The sequence below is a fragment of the Microbacterium sp. NPDC055910 genome (genome assembly GCF_042271185.1).
Lineage (GTDB): Bacteria > Actinomycetota > Actinomycetes > Actinomycetales > Microbacteriaceae > Microbacterium.
In genome coordinates, this window is record NZ_JBHJZS010000003.1 from 16,932 (window position 1) to 36,207 (window position 19,276).

General features: G+C 70.3%; 17 protein-coding genes. 14 read left to right on the top strand and 3 right to left on the bottom strand.

What is annotated here, in order from left to right; translation table 11 throughout:
- Positions 1-2 precede the first annotated feature (2 nt).
- Positions 3-689, top strand: a complete 687-nt coding sequence (locus tag ACFC3F_RS02425; protein ID WP_376126171.1) for a lysophospholipid acyltransferase family protein — start codon at positions 3-5, stop codon at positions 687-689.
- Positions 690-739: 50 nt separating this feature from the next.
- A complete protein-coding gene (locus ACFC3F_RS02430) occupies positions 740-2,077 on the top strand; it encodes a class II 3-deoxy-7-phosphoheptulonate synthase (RefSeq protein ID WP_376126173.1) in 1,338 nt (445 codons plus the stop codon).
- Between the two features lie 86 nt (positions 2,078-2,163).
- Here ACFC3F_RS02430 and pknB read toward each other — a convergent pair whose 3' ends face one another.
- Positions 2,164-4,107, bottom strand: a complete 1,944-nt coding sequence (gene pknB, locus ACFC3F_RS02435; RefSeq protein WP_376126176.1) for a Stk1 family PASTA domain-containing Ser/Thr kinase — start codon at positions 4,105-4,107, stop codon at positions 2,164-2,166.
- 67 nt (positions 4,108-4,174) lie between these two features.
- Positions 4,175-5,335 (bottom strand): LysM peptidoglycan-binding domain-containing protein, encoded by a 1,161-nt coding sequence (locus tag ACFC3F_RS02440; protein WP_376126179.1) that lies wholly within the window; start codon positions 5,333-5,335, stop codon positions 4,175-4,177.
- A 142-nt stretch (positions 5,336-5,477) separates the two neighbouring features.
- Between ACFC3F_RS02440 and ACFC3F_RS02445 the strand changes: the two genes are divergently transcribed.
- The gene (locus ACFC3F_RS02445) at positions 5,478-5,828 is read left to right on the top strand and encodes an Rv2175c family DNA-binding protein (RefSeq protein WP_376126182.1); all 351 of its coding nucleotides are present in this window, start codon (positions 5,478-5,480) and stop codon (positions 5,826-5,828) included.
- A gap of 6 nt (positions 5,829-5,834) precedes the next feature.
- Here the strand turns inward: ACFC3F_RS02445 and ACFC3F_RS02450 are convergent, their stop codons facing one another.
- Complete coding sequence (locus tag ACFC3F_RS02450) at positions 5,835-6,932, bottom strand: polyprenyl synthetase family protein (RefSeq protein WP_376126184.1); 1,098 nt, start codon at positions 6,930-6,932, stop codon at positions 5,835-5,837.
- Positions 6,933-6,996: 64 nt separating this feature from the next.
- On the opposite strand from ACFC3F_RS02450, the gene ACFC3F_RS02455 reads away from it, so the two are divergent.
- The 11 genes from ACFC3F_RS02455 (at position 6,997) to murC (ending at position 19,274) form a co-directional block, all read left to right on the top strand.
- Positions 6,997-7,368, top strand: a complete 372-nt coding sequence (locus tag ACFC3F_RS02455; protein WP_376126187.1) for a DUF3040 domain-containing protein — start codon at positions 6,997-6,999, stop codon at positions 7,366-7,368.
- Between the two features lie 199 nt (positions 7,369-7,567).
- Positions 7,568-7,999 carry a division/cell wall cluster transcriptional repressor MraZ gene (gene mraZ / locus ACFC3F_RS02460; protein ID WP_376126190.1) on the top strand — a complete coding sequence of 144 codons (432 nt, stop codon included), beginning with the start codon at positions 7,568-7,570 and terminating at the stop codon, positions 7,997-7,999.
- Positions 8,000-8,107: 108 nt separating this feature from the next.
- The gene (gene rsmH / locus ACFC3F_RS02465) at positions 8,108-9,061 is read left to right on the top strand and encodes a 16S rRNA (cytosine(1402)-N(4))-methyltransferase RsmH (protein ID WP_376126193.1); all 954 of its coding nucleotides are present in this window, start codon (positions 8,108-8,110) and stop codon (positions 9,059-9,061) included.
- Complete coding sequence (locus ACFC3F_RS02470; protein WP_376126195.1) at positions 9,058-9,642, top strand: hypothetical protein; 585 nt, start codon at positions 9,058-9,060, stop codon at positions 9,640-9,642. The genes rsmH and ACFC3F_RS02470 overlap by 4 nt, the downstream gene beginning before the upstream one ends.
- A 4-nt stretch (positions 9,643-9,646) precedes the next feature.
- Positions 9,647-11,434, top strand: a complete 1,788-nt coding sequence (locus ACFC3F_RS02475; RefSeq protein WP_376126198.1) for a peptidoglycan D,D-transpeptidase FtsI family protein — start codon at positions 9,647-9,649, stop codon at positions 11,432-11,434.
- Positions 11,435-11,460: 26 nt separating this feature from the next.
- The gene (gene murF / locus ACFC3F_RS02480) at positions 11,461-12,873 is read left to right on the top strand and encodes a UDP-N-acetylmuramoyl-tripeptide--D-alanyl-D-alanine ligase (RefSeq protein ID WP_376126201.1); all 1,413 of its coding nucleotides are present in this window, start codon (positions 11,461-11,463) and stop codon (positions 12,871-12,873) included.
- Positions 12,870-13,979, top strand: coding sequence for a phospho-N-acetylmuramoyl-pentapeptide-transferase (gene mraY, locus ACFC3F_RS02485; RefSeq protein WP_376126204.1), 1,110 nt, complete (start codon positions 12,870-12,872; stop codon positions 13,977-13,979). The genes murF and mraY overlap by 4 nt, the downstream gene beginning before the upstream one ends.
- Entirely contained in the window at positions 13,976-15,526 is a 1,551-nt protein-coding gene (gene murD / locus ACFC3F_RS02490; protein WP_376126206.1) for a UDP-N-acetylmuramoyl-L-alanine--D-glutamate ligase, read from the top strand. Before mraY ends, murD begins: the two co-directional genes overlap by 4 nt.
- Complete coding sequence (ftsW, locus tag ACFC3F_RS02495) at positions 15,477-16,724, top strand: putative lipid II flippase FtsW (RefSeq protein WP_376126209.1); 1,248 nt, start codon at positions 15,477-15,479, stop codon at positions 16,722-16,724. Before murD ends, ftsW begins: the two co-directional genes overlap by 50 nt.
- The gene (gene murG, locus ACFC3F_RS02500; RefSeq protein ID WP_376126211.1) at positions 16,721-17,809 is read left to right on the top strand and encodes an undecaprenyldiphospho-muramoylpentapeptide beta-N-acetylglucosaminyltransferase; all 1,089 of its coding nucleotides are present in this window, start codon (positions 16,721-16,723) and stop codon (positions 17,807-17,809) included. Before ftsW ends, murG begins: the two co-directional genes overlap by 4 nt.
- A gap of 55 nt (positions 17,810-17,864) precedes the next feature.
- On the top strand, positions 17,865-19,274 hold the full coding sequence (gene murC / locus ACFC3F_RS02505; protein WP_376126214.1) for a UDP-N-acetylmuramate--L-alanine ligase: 1,410 nt from the start codon (positions 17,865-17,867) through the stop codon (positions 19,272-19,274).
- The last annotated feature ends 2 nt before the right edge of the window (positions 19,275-19,276 follow it).

Here is a 19,276-nt window from a genome sequence, read left to right on the forward strand (position 1 = left end):
GGGTGTTCTACTGGCTCATGAAGTACGTCGCGATCGGGCCGATCGTCAAGGCGATCTTCCGCCCCTGGATCGTCGGGCGACGCAACGTCCCGTCGCAGGGCGCTGCGATCCTCGCCAGCAACCACCTGTCGTTCGTCGACTCCGTCTTCCTTCCCCTCATGATCGACCGGCCCGTGTCGTTCCTCGCGAAGAGCGACTACTTCACCGGCAAGGGCCTGAAGGGGTGGGCCACGCGCATGTTCTTCAAGGCGACCGGCCAGCTGCCGATCGACAGGTCGGGCGGCAAGGCCTCGGAGGCGTCCCTCAACACCGGTCTTCAGGTGCTCGGCCGCGGCGACCTGCTCGGCATCTACCCCGAGGGCACGCGCAGCCCCGACGGCAAGCTCTACCGCGGCCGCACGGGCATCGCCCGGATGGCGCTCGAGGCGCACGTGCCCGTCGTGCCCGTCGTCATGGTCGACACCGACACGATGATGCCGATCGGCACCCGCGTACCGCGCGTCGCGCGCGTGGGCATCGTCATCGGCGAGCCGCTGGACTTCTCGCGTTTCGCCGGCATGGAGAGCGACCGCTACATCCTGCGTTCGATCACCGACGAGATCATGGTGGCGCTGCAGCGCCTGGGGGAGCAGGAGTACGATGACGTGTACGCCTCGACCGTCAAGGACCGGCTCAAGAGCCGTTCCTGACGGCTCGTCACCTGGCTCTCGCGTCGGTCGTGCGCGGATAGACTCGGGGGATGCTTCAGCACCTCGACGCGCTCGATCACTGGCGGACTCTGCCCATCAAGCAGCAGCCCACCTGGTATGACGCCGACGCTGTCGCGGCCGTGTCCGCCGAGCTCTCGACCTTGCCGCCGCTCGTGTTCGCCGGCGAGGTCGACAATCTGCGCGACCGGCTCGCCCGCGCAGCATCCGGAAAGGCGTTCCTGCTGCAGGGCGGGGACTGCGCCGAGACGTTCGCAGGAGCGACCGCCGACCAGATCCGCAACCGCATCAAGACGGTGCTGCAGATGGCCGTCGTGCTCACGTACGGCGCGTCGATGCCGGTCGTGAAGATGGGACGCATGGCGGGCCAGTTCGCCAAGCCCCGCTCGAGCGACACCGAGACGCGCGGCGACGTGACGCTTCCGGCGTACCGCGGCGACATCGTCAACGGCTTCGACTTCACCGAAGGGTCGCGCCGGGCCGACCCGGAGCGTCTGATGAAGGGCTACCACACGGCCGCTTCGACGCTGAACCTCATCCGCGCGTTCACGCAGGGTGGCTTCGCCGATCTGCGTGAAGTGCACTCGTGGAACAAGGGGTTCGCGAAGAACCCCGCAAACCAGCGCTACGAGCGCCTCGCGAACGAGATCGACCGCGCCATCAACTTCATGGAGGCCGCGGGAGCCGACTTCGACGAGCTGCGTCGCGTCGAGTTCTTCACGGGCCACGAGGGTCTGCTGATGGATTACGAACGACCCCTCACGCGCATCGACTCGCGCACGGACACGCCCTACAACACGTCGGCGCACTTCCTGTGGATCGGCGAGCGCACGCGCGACCTCGACGGTGCGCACGTCGACTACTTCTCGCGCATCCGCAATCCCATCGGCGTCAAGCTCGGGCCGACCACGACGCCCGAGACGGCGCTCGCCCTCATCGACAAGCTCGACCCCGAGCGCGAGCCGGGTCGTCTGACCTTCATCACGAGGATGGGCGCAGGAAAGATCCGCGACGCGCTGCCGCCGCTGCTCGAGGCCGTGAAGGACTCGGGAGCGACGCCGCTGTGGGTGACCGACCCGATGCACGGCAATGGCATCACGACGCCGACCGGCTACAAGACCCGCCGCTTCGACGATGTCGTCGACGAGGTGCGCGGGTTCTTCGAGGCCCACCGTGCCGTGGGAACCTTCCCCGGCGGCATCCACGTCGAGCTGACCGGCGACGACGTCACGGAGTGCCTCGGCGGCTCCGAGATGATCGACGAGGCGACGCTGGCGACGCGCTACGAGTCGCTCTGCGATCCGCGCCTCAACCACATGCAGTCCCTCGAGCTGGCCTTCCTCGTCGCCGAAGAGCTCGAGAAGCGCTGACCCCCTGACCGCGAGACTGCAACGGCACGCCGAGACAGCGGGGTAACCCCGCAGTCTCGGCCGCCCGTTGCAGTCTCGCGGAAAAGTCAGCCGGTGACGGTGATCTGGATGGTGACGGCGGTGCCGCGCTCGCGCAGCTCACCCCCGGCGGGATCCTGGGACGTCACTTCGGTCAGGGCATCGGGCCAGACGTTCCACAGAGCCGAGTAGTTCACCTCGAAGCCCGCATCGCGCAGGGTCTGCGCCGCCGCGTCACGCGTTGCGCCGATGACGCCGGGCACTTCGAACAGCGGCGGTCCCGTCGAGACGACCAGCGAGATGCGGTCGCCCGGCTGCCACCATCCCTCGCCCTCGCGTTCGCTCGTGCGGATGACATCGCCGCGCGGAATCTCTTCGCTGGACTCTTCGGCGACGGCTTCGTCGACCGCGAGACCGGCATCGGTGAGGATGCTGCGTGCTCGGTCCGCCGACTCGCCGACGACGTTCGGCAGGGGTCCGAGCGAGACCCACAGCGTCGCGGCATCGCCCTCGTGCACGGTGCATCCGTCGCCGCACGGGATGCCGTCTCCGCCGCCGGCGGGCTGGACCATGACGCCCACGACGGTGCCGGCCGCGGCGTCGGTGAAGAACTCGGTGTTCTCTTCGCCGGGCTCGATATACAGACTCGACAGCGTCTCGCGGGCATCGACCTCGGTCGAGCCGATGAGAGCGGGGACCGTCGCCTGAGCGGGACCGAGCGAGATGTACACGGCGACCTCGGCATCACGGTCGACGCGCTGCCCGGCCTCGGGGTCGGTGCGGATGACCTGACCTGCGGGCACGTCGCGGCTCGCCTCGCCGCGTTCGACCGCGATCAGTCGATGCTCGGCGAGCTGTGCCTGCGCATCGGCGAAGGTCCCTGACACGGCCGGCACCGCGACCAGCGAGCCCGGACCCGAGCCGAACCACCAGCCCGTGCCGCCGGTGAGGGCGGCCAGCAGCACGACGAGAACCGCGATCCATACGCCGCGCGTCGTACGACGCCGCGCGGCGCGGCGCAACCGGCTGCCGTGGTCGGTGTCTTCCACCGACGCCGTCTGCAGAGCACCCGTCGTCGGCAGCACCTGGGTCAGCTCGCCCGACGCGAGGCCCTCGTCGCGCACGATGCCGACGGCGGCGGTGGCCCGCGCGACCTGCGGCGAGATGCCGAGCTCGCGCTCGATCTCGCGCAGCCGATCGAGCATCTCGCTCGCGTCGACGGGACGATCGTCGGGCTCGCGCGCCGTCGCCCACAGCACGAGCTCGTCGAGCGGTTCGGGGACGCCGGGGTTCTTCACGCTCGGCCGGGGGACGGAGTCCGTCGCGTGCTGGTACGCGATCTGCATCGGCTGCTCGCCCTTGTACGGCTGCTCGCCCGTGAGCAGTTCGTAGAGCACGATGCCGAGGGCGTAGATGTCGCTGCGGGCGTCGGCCGTGCCGCGCGTGACGAGCTCCGGTGCCAGGTACGCGATCGTGCCGAGCAGCTGCGCGCCACTCGCGGTGTTCGCCGTCGTCGCGCGGGCCAGGCCGAAGTCGCCGATCTTGACCCGCCCGTCCTCGGCGAGCAGGACGTTCTCGGGCTTGACGTCGCGGTGCACGATGCCGGCGCGGTGGGCGGCAGCCAGGCCCGACAGCACGGCATCCATGATCGTGATCGCCTGGGGCACCGTGAGCCGCCGCTGCTCGCGGATGAGCTCGCGCAGCGTGATGCCGGGCAGGTATTCCATGACGAGATACGCCATGTCGCCGTCCTGGCCCTGATCGAAGACGTTCACGACGTGCGGGTCGGCGAGCCGCGCGGCGGCGCGAGCCTCTTGGATGAACCGGCTCTGGAACACGGTGTCGTCGCTGAGGTGCCCGTGCATGATCTTGAGGGCGATGCGCCGCTCGAGCCGCAGATCGGTCGCGACGTACACGGTCGCCATACCGCCGCGAGCGATGCGGGCACGCACCCGGTACCGGCCGTCGACGAGACGCCCGATCAACGGGTCCGTCTGCTGGCTCGTGCTCACGCGCAAAGTCTACGGAGCGCGGAGCGCGTCCCCGGGCAGCGGCGCACCTCTGACCCGGTGTCGCAGGTCACCCGAGGGCTGCCAGCCACGCGTACGCGGGCTGCTCCCAGAGCGCGTAACGATCCGGGAACGCCGAGATCTGCACCGCCTGGGCGGCATCGGCGAACGTCATGTCCTGCCATCCGGGGATGTCGAGGAGCCCCCGCGTCGCGGATCCGTTCGGGTCGTGCGCCCCACCGTAGAACACCCGCGCCGCACGATGCGGGTCGCGGATCTGCTCGGCCGTGCCCCATCCCATGCTCGGTCGCTGCTGGAACAGACCGAGCGAATCCCGGTCGCCCCAGTCGAGGTTGCGGATCCATGACTCGACCATCGCCGTGCCGAGCGCGATCGCGATGCCGCGATCGGGTACGCCCAGCTCACGCCCGACCTGGACGATGATGCGGGCGTTCGCCGTCTGCTCGGCGTCGAGTCCCGCCACGACCGCCGAGACGGATGCCGCCAGCACGGGCGCGCCGGGAAGTGCGAGCTGCTGACCCGGATAGATGATCGCGGACCGGTCGAGCCCGTTGGCATCGAGCATGCCCTGCACCGAGACGCCATGGTGCGCGGCGATGCTCGTGATGGTGTCGCCGCCGATCACCGTGTGGCTTCCCGCGGGAGCGGGAGCGGGAGCCGGTGCCGGGGTCGGGGCCGGCGCGGCCGGGGCCGGCGCTGCGCCCGGGAGACTGAGCTTCTGGCCGGGGTAGATGATCGACGACCAGTCGAGTCTGTTGGCGGTGAGCATGGCCTGCGTCGTGACCGCGTGCCGGGCGGCGATGCCGACGATCGTGTCGCCCGCCTGCACGACGTACGTGCCGTGGGGAGTGGTGGGCGCGGGGGCGGCCCCGCCGCTGAGGCGCAGCACCTGACCGGGCTGGATGACCGAGTTCCAGGTCAGTCCGTTCAACGCCAGCACGTCGTCGGTGCGCAGGCCGTGGCGCGAGGCGATGCCGCTCACGGTGTCGCCCGCCGTCACGGTGTGGGTCGGCGGTGCGACGGCAGCGGAGCGCGCGGCCGGCAGCGCGGACGCCGGGAGCGTGCGCGTCGACGGAGAAGAAGAGTGCTCGGACGAGCGTTCGACGGCGGCCGCCGGGGTCGAGGACAGGATCACGGCGAGGGATCCCGCCACGGCGACGGGCACGACGAGCGGTCGCGGATCACGGAGGGGTTTGACGGCGGTGTCCACAGGTTTCGGGTCCCTTCATCGACGCCAAAACGCTGTCACGGATGTAATCGGCTGTCAACTGGTGTCATCTCGAGGGGCTGATGTGCCTGCTGTGATTCAAGTGGTGTCGACCGTGATCGTGCAGAGGTGCGATCATGGGGGCGTGAACGCTGACACCGCGCCGCGCATCCCGACCGACTGGCTCTCACTGCCCGACCTCGTCGAGGTGATCGGCGAACCGCTCGGACGTGTGCGGCGCCTCCTCGAAGACTTCCACCTGATCGGGTCGCGTCGCGAGGGCGGCCTCAAGGTTCCGTCGGTGTTCCTCATCGACGGCCAGCCGGTGCCGTCGCTGCGCGGCACGGTCTTCGTGCTGCACGACGCCGGCTTCGACGACGACGAGATGATCGACTGGCTCCTGACCTACGAGGATTCCATCGGGCTCGCGCCCATCGAAGCGCTGCGCGCCGGCCGCAAGGGCGACGTCCGGCGTGTGGCCCTTACGCTGGCGTAGCGCGGATCAGGTCGTGCGCACGGCCGCCGCGTGGGCGAGGTCGCGCAGCGACGAGACCGCGGCGTTGTCGAGGCGCGCGCCGGAGAGGGCCCGTCGCGCCTGGCCGACGTAGTCCGCGATGAGCGCCTCGAGGCGGTCGAGTGCTCCCGTCTCGCGGATCGTGCGCTGCAGCGATGCGATCTGATCCGCGTCGAGCGTCGGGTCGCCGAGCAGTTCGTCCATGATGCGCCGAGCCGTCGGCGAAAGGGCTTCGCGGGCGAAGGCGATCAGGACGGTCCGCTTGCCCTCGCGCAGATCGTCGCCCGAGGGCTTGCCGGTCTCGGCTTCGTCTCCGAACACGCCGAGCACGTCGTCGCGCAGCTGGAACGCCATGCCGGCGGGATGACCGAAGGCGACGAGCGCCGCGAGCTGATCGGCGTCTGCGCCCGCGAGTGCCGCGCCGATCGCGAGCGGCTGCTGGATCGAGTAGCGGGCCGATTTGAAGGATGCCACGCGCAGAGCTCGCTCGGCGTGCTGATCGTCGGGCTCGACGACGAAGGCGGACTCTTCGGCGATGTCGAGGAACTGGCCGATCGTCACTTCGCGGCGCATCGTGGCGTACTCGCGGCGGGCGGCGCGTGCGCGCTCCGGGGCCGAGAGCTCATCGAGTCCTTCTTCGAACAGGTCGTCGCTCCACGCCACGAGCAGGTCGCCGAGCAGGATCGCCCCCGACCGCCCGAAGCTCGCGGCATCTCCCGCCCATGCCGCCGCGCGGTGCAGCTCCTCGAGCGCGCGGTGCGCCGCGGGGCGCCCACGCCGAGTGTCCGAGTTGTCGATGATGTCGTCGTGCACGAGTGCCGCAGCGTGGAACAGCTCGAGCGATGCGGCTGCCGAAGCGACGGCATCCGGGATCGGAGTCCCCGGCCTGCGGGCATCCTCCACAGCCCTCCACCCCGCGATGCAGAACCGGCCGCGCAGGCGCTTTCCACCGCTCGCAGCCGCGCGGGCCGCCTCGACGAAGAGGCCCGCCTCATCGCCGAGAGGGGCGGAAGCGGCGCGTTGTGCCGCCAAGAACGTGTCGAGTCGCTGGGAAACCGCCTCGATCGGCTCGGAGGTGTGTTGCACGGGCCTAGCCTAGTGATTGACGCGACGCGTAGAATCATCGAAGACCAGCAGCCAAGGGGGATGCATGCCACTCTCCGAACAGGAGCAGCGCCTGCTCGACGAGATGGAACGCCATCTCATGCACAACGACGCCGACGTCGTGAGCGCATCGAGCGATGGACGCACGCTCAGTTACCGCAACATCGTCTACGGGACGATCCTCGTCCTGCTGGGGCTCGGCGGCCTGCTCGTCGGCGTCGCCGTCCCCTCGCTCCTCGTCGTCGGCATCATCGGGTTCGTCGTGATGCTCGGCGGCGTGATCCTCGCCGTGACGCCGACTCGCGGACTCGGCAAGCCGACGCCCGAGCGGGCGTCCCGTCCGTCGCCGCAGGCAGCCGGCGGGTCGTTCATGGACCGCATGAGCGACCGCTGGGACAAGAGGCAGGGCGAGCGCTGATCCGCTCCACCTGAGCGCGGGCTTCCGCGCCACCGACGAAAGCACCGACCTTCGGGTCGGTGCTTTTTTCGTGCGCTTTCGTGCGCGGAATGGGGTTCGGGGGAGTCCTCGACGTGAAAACGATGGTGAAGTGGAGTGAAGTGGAGTAAAGTGGTGGATACTCCAGCGGGGGCCGGACAGACAGGGGAGGAGTGGACCGATGCTTCTCGGCACGCACACTCCCAAGCTCGACGACAAAGGCCGCGTCATCCTTCCGGCGAAGTTTCGCGACGACCTCGGCTCGGGCGTCGTCGTGACCCGCGGGCAAGACCGCTGCCTCTACGTCTTCAGCACGCAGGAGTTCGAACGCGTCCACGAGCGCATCCGCGAAGCGCCGCTGGCCAACAAGCAGGCCCGTGACTTCCTGCGCATGTTCCTCTCCGGCGCGAGCGCCGAGAAGCCCGACAGCCAGAACCGCATCACGATCCCGCCGCCGCTGCGCGCCTACGCGGGCCTCGAGAAGGAACTCGTCGTCACCGGCGTCGGCGCGCACGCCGAGATCTGGAACGCCGACGCCTGGAACACCTACGCCGAAGCCAACGAAGAGAACTACGCCGAACTCGAGCAGGAGGTGATTCCGGGCCTGTTCTAGCCGGCCCCTGTGTCCTGACTCCCAGCCGCTCACACCCTGGCGCACTTCCCCGGTGCCAGGTCGGAGCGGATGGGGATCAGGACACAGGAACCGCAGGGCCCCGACAGCATGAGCCTCCGCGACATCCACACCCCGGTCCTCCTCGAGCGCTGCGTCGAGCTGCTCGCCCCCGCCCTCGACCGTGACGGCGCCGTCTTCGTCGACGCGACGCTGGGCATGGGCGGTCACTCGGAGGCGTTCCTCGAGCGCTTTCCGGGGCTGCGGCTCGTCGGCCTCGACCGCGACACCGACGCGCTGCGCATCGCGGGGGAGCGGCTCGCCCGCTTCGGCGATCGGGTGACGCTCGTGCACACCGTCTACGACGGGATAGCGGATGCTGTCGCCTCGGCCGGATACGCCGCGGCCGACGGCATCCTGTTCGACCTCGGCGTCTCGTCGCTCCAGCTCGACGTCGCCGACCGCGGCTTCGCGTACGCGCAGGACGCGCCCCTGGACATGCGGATGGACCAGACCGGCGGCACGACGGCGGCCGACGTCCTCGCGACCTACGGCGAGGGAGACCTGCGACGCATCTTCGAGCGCTACGGCGAGGAGAAGCTCGCGGGTCGGTACGCGCGCGCCATCATCGCGGCGCGCGCCGAGGCGCCGCTCGACCGGTCGGGGCGTCTCGTCCAGATCCTGCAGGACGCCACCCCCGCGGCACTCAAACAGGGCGGCCACCCCGCCAAGCGCGTCTTCCAGGCGCTGCGCATCGAGGTCAATCGCGAACTGTCCGTGCTCGAGCGCGCCATCCCGGCGGCGCTGGACACGCTGCCCGTCGGCGGGCGCATCGTCGTGATGGCCTACCAGTCCCTCGAGGACCGCCTCGTCAAGCGCGAGTTCGCCGACGCGTCGACGTCGAAGACGCCCCCGGGGCTTCCGGTCGAGCTGCCCGAGCACGCGGCGCGCTTCCGGCTGCTCGTGAAGGGAGCCGAACTGGCCTCCGACGAAGAACGTGCGCGCAACCCGCGCGCGACCCCCGTGCGTCTGCGCGCGGCCGAGCGAGTGAGGGAGGCCGCATGAGTCTCGACTCCACGGCGTGGTCCCTTCCGACCGTCGCGCCGATCCGGGATCCGCGGCGCGGCCTTCGCGTCGTCGAACAGGCGGCGCCCCGGCGCCGGCCCCGTCTGGTCTACGGCGTCGTGGCGGTGCTGGGCGCCTTCCTGATCGGCGCGGCGCAGATGGGCCTGTCGATCCTCACGACGCAGACCTCGTACGAGATCTCGACGCTCACGCGCGAGCAGCGCGACCTGACCTGGGAACGCCAGATCCTCGCCGACGATCTCGCCGGACTCAGCTCGCCGCAGTACCTCGCCGCGAACGCCGCTGCTCTCGGCATGGTCATCGACGAGTCGCCCAGCTATCTGCGACTGAGCGACGGCGCCGTTCTCGGCACGGGCCAGGCGGCGTCCTGGATCTCGTCGGTCGATGCGTTCAACCGCGGCTCCGTCGCGAACTCGCTCATCACCTCGACGCCGCTCATCACGGCGCCCGATGCCACGATCGCCCAGGTCCCGGTCGAGACCCCCGCGGATCTCACGGGCGGAGTCTCCAACACACCGCCGCCGATCACCGACGGACTGCCCACCCCGAGCACACACTGAGCACATGACCACGAAGAGCACGCGCGGCACGCGCCGCCGCACCGTCGTGGCCCTCGCGGTCGTCCTCGCCGTCCTCGGCGGCTTCCTCGTGCGGCTCGTCGACATCCAGGTGGTCAGCGCCGACGAGCACATCGCGGACTCGATGGACAAGGCGTTCCGCGCATCGCAGGCGCTGTACGGCACCCGGGGCGCGATCGTCGACGAGACCGGGCAGCCGCTCGCCGGCAGCATCGTCGAATACGACTGTCAGCTCGATCCGCTGCTCATCACGCAGATCGACGCGAAGGTCGCCGAGGGCGAATCGACCGCGAAGCCCTGGTCGAAGGTGTCGCACGAGATCGCGCGCATCATCGACAAGGACCTCGACGAGGTGCAGAGCATCGTCGGCGACGCACTCGCCATCGACGAGAACTCGCGCTACGCGCAGCTGGCCAAGGGGCTGTCGACTCAGCAGTACCGGGCACTGGCCGACACCGGCGTGCCGTATCTCGCGTGCGGGCCGCATCCTGCCCGCGCGTATCCCGACGGCGCTGTCGGCGGCAACCTGGTGGGCTTCATGACGTCCGACGGAGAGCCGATCGAGGGGCTCGAGCTCTCGCAGAACCAGTGCCTCGCGGCGACCGACGGGTCGCTGACGTATCAGCAGGGCAAGGACGGCGTGACGATCCCCGGCACGGCGCGCGAGGTCGCCGCCGTCGACGGCGGCACGCTGCAGCTCACGATCAACCGCGACCTCAACTGGTATCTGCAGCAACTCATCGCCGAGCAGGTGCAGAACATGGAGGCCCAGAGCGGCGCGATCCTCGTCGTCGAGACGAAGACGGGAAAGATCCGCGCGGCGGCCGAATACCCCACGGTCGATCCCAACGAGCCGACGGCGGCCGAAGAAGACGACCGTGCGAGCCGGATCTTCCGCGGCACGTTCGAGCCGGGCTCGACCTTCAAGGCGCTCACGGCGGCGACGGTGGTGGATGCCGGCGGTCAGACCACGACCTCCACGGTCATCGCATCCGGGCGCGAGACCTTCGCCAACGGCGCGCGCGTCAACGATGCGTTCAACCACCCCGCCTACACCTACACGCTCGCGGGCGTCCTGATGGATTCGTCGAACGCCGGGATCGCCCGCTTCAGCGAGACCGTCGACGCGCAGACCCGGCACGACTACTTCGAGAGGTTCGGGATCGGCCAGGGCACCGACGTCGGCTATCAGAAGGAAGAGCGCGGCACGCTGCATCCCGCGGAATCGTGGGACAACCAGACGGTCTACAACACGTCGTTCGGTCAGGGGCTCACGACGACGATGCCCGAGCTCGCCGGCGCGTACGCCGCGATCGCGAACGACGGTCTGCGCATGCCCCTCTCGCTCATCGAATCGTGCACGACGACGGACGGCACCGTCATCGAGCCCGATGCGCCCGAGCCCACGCGCGTCGTGAGTGCCGAGGCGGCGTCGGCGACGCGCGACATGCTCGAGAACGTCATCGCGCAGAGCAGCATGTCCAGGCAGCTGAGCGTGCCCGGCTACCGCGTCGGCGGCAAGACCGGCACCGGCGAGAAGCACGACAGCGAGACGGGCGGCTACAAGGCCGGGGCCTACTACACGACCCTCATCGGCATGGCGCCCATCGAGGACCCCGAGTACGTCGTCGTCGTCACGATGGACGAGCCGACGAAGGTAAAGTCGTCTGCGGCCAACGCGACGGCGTTCCAGAAGGCCATGACGCAGGTGCTCAAGACCTACCGCGTCATGCCGTCCACGACGACGCCGACGCTGCTGCCGAAGTTCGGCTGAGCAGTGCTGATCCGGCCGGAGACTCGATGATCGCCCTGACCCTCGCCCGTGTGGTGGATGCCGTCCGCGGCGACCTCCGCCTCGCGGCATCCGACACCGTCGACACGATCGTGTCGGGCGCCGTGGACACCGACTCGCGCCTCATCGCGCCCGGCGGCATCTTCGTCGCCAAGCCCGGCGAATCCACCGACGGGCACCGGTTCGTCGATGCCGCCGTCGAGCGCGGCGCCGTGCTCGCGATCGTCGAGCGTCCCGTCGCGGCGGCCGTGACCCAGATCGTCGTGCCCGACGCCGTCGCCGCACTCGCCGACCTCGCGCGGGTCGTCGTGGCCGACGTGCGCTCGCGCGGCGACCTGCGGGTCATCGGGATCACGGGCTCGAACGGCAAGACCACGACGAAGAACATGCTCGCGCGCATCCTCGAGCCGGCGGGCGAGACGGTCTCGCCCAAAGCCTCGTTCAACAACGAGGTCGGCGCGCCCCTGACGATGCTGCGGGTCACCGAATCGACGCGATACCTCGTCTGCGAGTTCGGCGCGAGCGGACCGGGCGAGATCGCGCGGCTCGCGGGCCTGGTCGAACCGGACGTCGGTGTCGTGCTCATGGTCGGGATGGCCCACGCGGGCGGCTTCGGCGGCATCGAGGCGACGTTCCTCGCGAAGTCCGAGCTCGTGCGCGCCGTGCGCCCGGGCGGTCTGGCCGTGCTCAACGGCGACGACCCGCGGGTCGCAGCGATGGCGCCCCTCGCCCACGAGCACGACATCGCCGTGCGCTGGTTCGGGCGCGGACCCGTCGCGGACGTGCGCGCGGCAGACCTCGACGTGACGGCGTCCGGCACGTCCTGCACGGTGACCGTCGGCGCCGAATCGGCGGCGCTGCGCCTGCGCGTTCTCGGCGAGCACCACATCATGAACGCCCTCGCGGCGATCGCTGCGGCGACAGCCCTCGGCGTGCCGCTCGTGGACTGCATCGAGCGGCTCGAAGCGGTCGAGATCGCCGAGCGCTGGCGCATGCAGCCGCTCGGCTCGGATCGCGTCCGCATCATCAACGACGCCTACAACGCCAGCCCTGACTCGATGTCGGCCGCCCTGCGCACCCTCGCGCAGATCACGGGACCGGACCAGCGCATGGTCGCTGTCCTCGGCGCCATGAGCGAGCTCGGCGAGCATGCCGGCGACGAGCACGACCGCATCGGAGAGCTCGCCGTGCGGCTGCGCATCCCGCGCATCGTCGTCGTCGGCACCGAGGCGCGGCGACTCTTCCTCGCCGCCGTCGGCGAGGGCTCCTGGAGCGACGAGGCCGTCTTCTTCGCGACGGCCGACGAGGCGTACGACTACCTCCTGGGCGAGCTGCGCGACGGCGATCGGGTGCTGGTGAAATCCTCGAACGCGGCGGGTCTGCGGTTCCTGGGGGATCGTCTGGGAGAATCGTTCGCGTGAGATCACTCCTGACTGCCGCAGCGATCTCGCTGGCCTTCACGCTGTTCCTCACACCCGTCTTCCTGCGGCTGTTCCGCAAGTGGGGCTGGGGACAGGTCATCCGCACGCCCGACAACGTGCACAACCCGAGCCACGGCGAGAAGCGCGGCACCGCGACGATGGGCGGCACGATCTTCATCGTCGGCGCGATCGTCGGCTATCTCGTCGGAACCTATACGGGCAACAACCCGCCCACGATCTCGGGCTGGCTCGTCGTGTGGATGATGGTCGGGTTCGGCGCCGTCGGCTTCATCGACGACTACATGAAGGTGCGGCGTCAGCGCAGTCTCGGGCTGACCGGGTGGCGCAAGATCCTCGGGCAGGTCATCGTCGCGGTGCCGTTCGGCGTCGCGTCGCTGATGTTCCCGGATGCCACGGGCCAGACGCCCGCCTCCCCGTACGTCTCGATCTTCCGTGACGTGCCCTGGCTCGGCTTCATGACGCTCGGGCTCATCGTGGGCTGGATCGTCTACCTGCTGTGGATCACGTTCATCGGTGTGGCCTTCTCGAACAGCGTCAACGTGTCCGACGGCCTCGACGGCCTCGCCGCGGGCGCGGGCATCTTCGTCGTCGGCGCCTACAGCCTCATCGCCTTCTGGCAGTTCAACCAGGCCTGCGGCGGCGGCGCGCTCTCGCCCGATCTCGGGGCCGCGTGCTACCAGGTGCGCAACCCCTTCGACCTCGCCATCATCTCGGCCTCGTTCGTCGGCGCCCTCGTCGGCTTCCTGTGGTGGAACGCCCCCAAGGCCAAGGTCTTCATGGGTGACGTCGGATCGATGGCGATCGGTGGCGTGATCGCCGCGATGGCGATCCTCACGCGCACCGAACTGCTCGCCGTGCTCGTCGCGGGCGTGTTCATCATCGGCCCGGGATCGGTCATCCTGCAGCGGCTGTACTTCAAGGTGACGCGCGGCAAACGCCTCTTCCTGATGAGCCCGTTCCACCATCACCTCGAGATGCGCGGGTGGTCCGAGATCACGATCGTCGTGCGCATGTGGATCATCGCGGGGATGCTGGCGGTCTCGGGCATCGGCTTCTTCTACGTCGAATGGCTCTCACGCACATGACCGCGGATCGCCTCGCATCCCTCACGAGCTGGCACGCCGACTGGAAGGGACTGCGCGTCGCGGTGCTGGGCCTGTCGGTCACGGGCTTCTCGGTCGCCGACACCCTCGCCGAGCTCGGTGCCGACGTGCTCGTGCTCACGGAGCAGGCCGACGAGGAATACGCGCGGCTCGTGCCCGTCATCGGGGCGCGGTTGTGGGAAGGGTCGCTGCGCAGCGCCCCGCAGCCGCTCATCGAGTTCGCCCCCGAGCTCGTCATCGCCTCGCCGGGCTTCTCGCCGCGGCATCCGCTCGTCGAGTGGACGCGCGCGCAGGGCATCGCGCTGTGGGGCGACATCGAGCTGGCCTGGCGGGTCCGCGACAAGGTCGTGCGCTCCGACGGCTCGGCCTCAGACTGGATCCTCGTGACGGGCACGAACGGCAAGACCACGACGACCCGGCTCGCCGCGACGATGCTCGTCGCGGGTGGGCTGCGCGCCGCTCCCGTCGGCAACATCGGCACGCCGGTGCTCGACGCCGTCCGGGACCCGGCAGGCTTCGACGCGCTCGTCGTCGAACTCTCCAGCCACCAGCTGTGGTATCTCGGGCTGCAGACGGGTCCGGAGCCGCTTTCGCCGCACGCCGCCGTGTGCCTCAACCTCGCCGACGACCACCTCGAGTGGCACGGCACGGCGGCGGACTACCGCGCCGCGAAGGCGCGGGTCTACGACCGGACCCGGGTCGCGTGCGTCTACAACAAGAGCGACGTCGCGACGCGCGAGATGGTCGAGGACGCCGACGTCGTCGAGGGGGCGCGTGCCATCGGATTCGACCTGGGCGTCCCCGGCCCCAGCGATCTGGGCGTCGTCGACGGCATCCTCGTCGACCGTGCCTTCCTCGAGGACCGCCGCACGAGCGCGCTCGAGCTGACGACGGTGGCCGACCTCGCATCGATGGGCCTGGCCGCTCCGCACATGGCGGCGAACATCCTCGCCGCCGCGGCGCTGGCACGCTCGCTCGACGTGCCGCCCGCGGCGATCCGCGACGCTCTCGTCCGTTTCCGTCTCGACCCGCACCGCATCGAGGTCGTCGCGTCGGTGGCGGGCATCACCTGGGTCGACGATTCGAAGGCGACGAACCCGCATGCGGCGGCATCCTCTCTCGCGGCGTATCCGGGCGCCGTGTGGGTCGTCGGCGGGGTGCTCAAGGGCGTGGACATCTCGGATCTCGTCGCGCAGCGCGGCGTGTCGGTCAAGGCCGCGATCGTGATCGGCGAGGAGCGCACGTCGGTCGTCGAGGCGTTCTCACGACACGCGAGCGGGGTGCCCGTCTTCGAGGTCGACGCCGCTCAGACTGAAGACATCATGGCGCGGGTCGTGGAGCTGGCGACCGAGATCGCGCGTGACGGGGACGTCGTCCTACTCGCCCCCGCCGCCGCGTCGTTCGACCAGTTCTCGTCCTACGCCGACCGCGGCCGGCGCTTCGCCGATGCGGTGAGAGAACGGCTCGGGAGGGGGACCGATGGCGGACACGACGTCGACCCGGAAGGGCCCGCGACCGAGCGAGCCTGAGCGCCCCTCCAAGCGCGGGCTCTCCGCGCGCGTGTCGCTCGGCAGGGTCTTCGCGCCCGTTCCGAGCGAGTTCCTGCTCATCTCGTCGACGGCCCTGCTGCTGACGATCTTCGGGCTCGTCATGATCCTCTCGGCGACATCGGCGAACTCGGCGGCGATCGGGGAATCGCCCTTCGAGTCGATGATCCGGCAGGGCATCTTCGCGATGCTCGGCGTGCCGCTCATGTTCATCGCGAGCCGGTTCCCGATCACCTTCTGGAAGCGCGTCGCGTGGCCGGCACTCATCGGGGCGACGATCTTCCAGCTGCTCGTCTTCGTGCCGGGCCTGGGCGTCGAAGCGTACGGAAACCGCAACTGGATCTCGATCGGGGGAGTGCAGGCGCAGCCCTCCGAGTTCCTCAAGCTGGCCCTGGCCCTGTGGGTCGGCTACGTGCTGTACCGCAAGCGCACGCTCCTGGGACTCTGGCGTCACGTGTTCATCCCGCTCGTGCCCGTCTCGATCCTCGTCATCGGCACCGTCATGGCCGGAGACGACCTCGGCACCGCCATGATCCTCGTGCTGATCGTGCTCGGAGCCCTCTTCTTCTCCGGCGTCAAGCTGCGGATCTTCCTGCTGCCGGCGATCGGTGCGGCGGCCGCCGTGGCGTTCCTCGCGGTCACGAGCCCCGACCGCGTGCGCCGGTTCATGAGCTTCCTCAACCCGAACTGCCTCGACGACTATCTCAACGACTGCTATCAGCCGCTGCACGGCATGTGGGGCCTCGCGGGCGGCGGCATCTTCGGGCTGGGCCTGGGCAACTCGCGGGAGAAGTACGACTGGCTCCCCGCCGCGGCGAACGACTACATCTTCGCGATCGTCGGCGAGGAGCTCGGACTCATCGGGTGCATCGTCGTGCTCGCCCTGTTCGCCCTGTTCACGGTCGGCGCGTTCCACGTCATCCGCAAGACCGACGACCCCTTCGTGCGCATCGTCGCGGGCGGGATCACCGTGTGGATCGTCGGGCAGGCGCTCATCAACATCGGCGTCGTGCTCCGGGTCTTCCCCGTGCTCGGCGTGCCCCTGCCGTTCATGTCGCAGGGCGGAACCTCGCTGCTGTCCGTGCTCATCGCCTGCGGCGTGCTGCTGTCCTTCGCCCGCTCGCTGCCGCCCCCGGCATCCCGGGTCGTCCCAGCGGGGCGTGCGAAGATCTCTCGGTGAGTTCTTCGCCCCCGCCCCGCACCTACCTGCTCGCAGGCGGCGGCACCGCCGGTCACGTCAATCCGCTGCTGGCCGTCGCCGACGCCCTGCGCGAGCGCGAGCCCGACGCGCAGATCCTCGTCCTGGGCACCCGCGAGGGGCTCGAGGCCCGGCTCGTGCCGGCGCGCGGGTACGAGCTCGTCTTCGTCGACAAGGTCCCCTTCCCCCGCCGCCCGAATCGGGATGCCGCGGCCTTCCCGCTGCGCTTCCGCCGTGCCGTCGGGCAGGTGCGCGACATCGTCCGCGCCCGCGGCGTCGACGTCGTCGTCGGCTTCGGCGGCTACGCGTCGGCACCGGCCTACGTCGCGGCGCGCCGCGCCCGCGTGCCGGTCGTCGTGCACGAGGCGAACGCCCGGCCCGGGCTCGCGAACATCCTCGGCGCCCGCTCGGCGGCGTCGGTCGGGGTCGCCTTCGAGGGCACGCCCATCAAGCGCGCCCGTGTCGTGGGCATGCCGCTGCGGCGCGAGGTCGTCGAGCTCGACCGCTCCGCGCTGCGCGTCGAAGCGGCCGCGCACTTCGGGCTCGAGCCTGACAGGCCGACGCTCCTCGTGTTCGGCGGGTCGCTCGGGGCGGCCCGGCTCAACGCGGCCCTCGAGGGTTCCTGGCGCGATGTGCTCGACGCCGGATGGCAGCTCGTGCACGTCACGGGCGAGCGCTCCGACCTCGCCGACCCCGGTGCATCCGGCTACGCCCTGCGCCGCTACGTCGACCGCATGGACCTCGCCTTCGCGATGGCCGACCTCATTGTCGCACGCGCCGGTGCGGCGACCGTGAGCGAGATCAGCGCACTGGGCATCCCCGCGGTGTACGTGCCGTACGCCGTCGGCAACGGCGAGCAGGCACTCAACGCCGGCTCGGCCGTGCGGGCCGGCGCGGCACGCCTCATCGCGGACGCCGAGTTCACACCCGACCGGGTGCGGTCGGAGATCGTGCCGCTGCTCGCCGACGGCGCGACGCGAGAGCGGATGCGCGAGGCGGCATCCCGCATCGGCACGCGCCGCGGCACCGAGAACGTCGTCGCCCTCGTCGACGAGGCGCTGACCTGATCGTCCCGCGCGGCGAGAGCCGGCGCCTGCGGGGCCGACTTAGGATTGACGGGCCATGATCCGACCCGACCTGAGCCTTCCGATCCCCGAGACCATCGACGCCGCGCACTTCATCGGCATCGGCGGCTCGGGCATGTCCGGGCTGGCCCGCATGTTCCTCGAGCGGGGCATCCGCGTGTCGGGCTCCGACCGTGCCGACAGCCCCGGGCTGCGCCAGCTCGCCGAGCTCGGAGCGATCGTGCACGTGGGTCACGACGCCGCGAACCTCGCAGACGACGTCGACACCGTCGTGCACACGGGGGCCATCTGGCCCGAGAACCCCGAGTTCGTGCTCGCCAAGGAGCGCGGGCTGCACGTCATCCACCGCTCGCAGGCCCTGCACTGGCTCATCGGCGGCCGGCCGCTCGTCTCGGTCGCCGGAGCGCACGGAAAGACGACCTCGACCGGCATGATCGTCACGGCGCTGCAGGCGCTGGGCGCCGACCCGACGTTCGTCAACGGCGGGGTCATCGAGCAGCTCCGCGTCTCGAGCGGCAGCGGAGCCGACGATCTCGTCGTCATCGAGGCCGACGAGTCCGACGGCACGTTCCTGCTCTACGACACGGCGGTCGCCCTCATCACGAACGTCGACCCCGACCACCTCGACCACTGGGGCTCGCGCGACGCCTTCGACGCGGCGTTCGCCCGCTTCGCCGACGAGGCGCGCGATGCCGTCGTGCTCTCGTCCGACGACCCTGGCGCCGTGTCGGTGCGCGAGCGCATCACCCACCCGAACGTGCTGACCTTCGGCACGGCACCGGACGCCGACGTGCGCGTGACCGACATCGTCACCGATGGTCCGGTCGCCTTCACGATCCGGCACGGCGTCGCGGCGGCGGCCGTGCAGCTGACCGTGCCGGGTGCTCACAACGCGCTCAACGCCGCCGGTGCGGTCGCCGTGCTCATCGCCCTCGGCCATGACGTGCTCGACGCGGCGCGTGCCGTCGAGGGCTTCGCGGGCACCGCCCGCCGCTTCGAACTGCACGGCGTCATCCGCGGCGTGAGCGTCTTCGACGACTACGCGCACCACCCCACCGAGGTCGCCGCGGCCCTCGCCGGCGCGCGCACCGTCGCGGGCGGGGGGCGGATCATCGCGCTGCACCAGCCGCACACCTACTCGCGCACGGCGGACATGTTCCAGGAGTTCGCCGACGTCCTCGAGTCCCACGCCGACCACACCGTCGTCCTCGACGTCTACGGCGCGCGGGAGGATCCCGTTCCCGGCGTCACGGGCGCCCTCGTCAGCGAGGCCTTCGCCGACCCGGCGCACGTCCACTTCGTCGCCGATTGGCAGGACGCCGCCGACTACACCGCGTCCGTGGCACGCGAGGGCGACTTCATCGTGACGCTCGGGTGCGGCAACGTCAACCTGATCGTGCCGCAGGTGCTCGAGGCCCTCGGCCGCGCGACGCCCGCGGCGGAGTAGGC

Bases quoted from the DNA above. Each gene is read 5' to 3' on its own strand.
- ACFC3F_RS02430 (WP_376126173.1), top strand. From the start codon at position 740: ATGCTTCAGCACCTCGACGCGCTCGATCACTGGCGGACTCTGCCCATC.
- murD (WP_376126206.1), top strand. From the start codon at position 13,976: ATGACCGCGGATCGCCTCGCATCCCTCACGAGCTGGCACGCCGACTGG.
- ACFC3F_RS02455 (WP_376126187.1), top strand. From the start codon at position 6,997: ATGCCACTCTCCGAACAGGAGCAGCGCCTGCTCGACGAGATGGAACGC.
- ACFC3F_RS02470 (WP_376126195.1), top strand. From the start codon at position 9,058: ATGAGTCTCGACTCCACGGCGTGGTCCCTTCCGACCGTCGCGCCGATC.
- ftsW (WP_376126209.1), top strand. From the start codon at position 15,477: ATGGCGGACACGACGTCGACCCGGAAGGGCCCGCGACCGAGCGAGCCT.
- mraZ (WP_376126190.1), top strand. From the start codon at position 7,568: ATGCTTCTCGGCACGCACACTCCCAAGCTCGACGACAAAGGCCGCGTC.
- rsmH (WP_376126193.1), top strand. From the start codon at position 8,108: ATGAGCCTCCGCGACATCCACACCCCGGTCCTCCTCGAGCGCTGCGTC.
- murC (WP_376126214.1), top strand. From the start codon at position 17,865: ATGATCCGACCCGACCTGAGCCTTCCGATCCCCGAGACCATCGACGCC.
- ACFC3F_RS02475 (WP_376126198.1), top strand. From the start codon at position 9,647: ATGACCACGAAGAGCACGCGCGGCACGCGCCGCCGCACCGTCGTGGCC.
- murF (WP_376126201.1), top strand. From the start codon at position 11,461: ATGATCGCCCTGACCCTCGCCCGTGTGGTGGATGCCGTCCGCGGCGAC.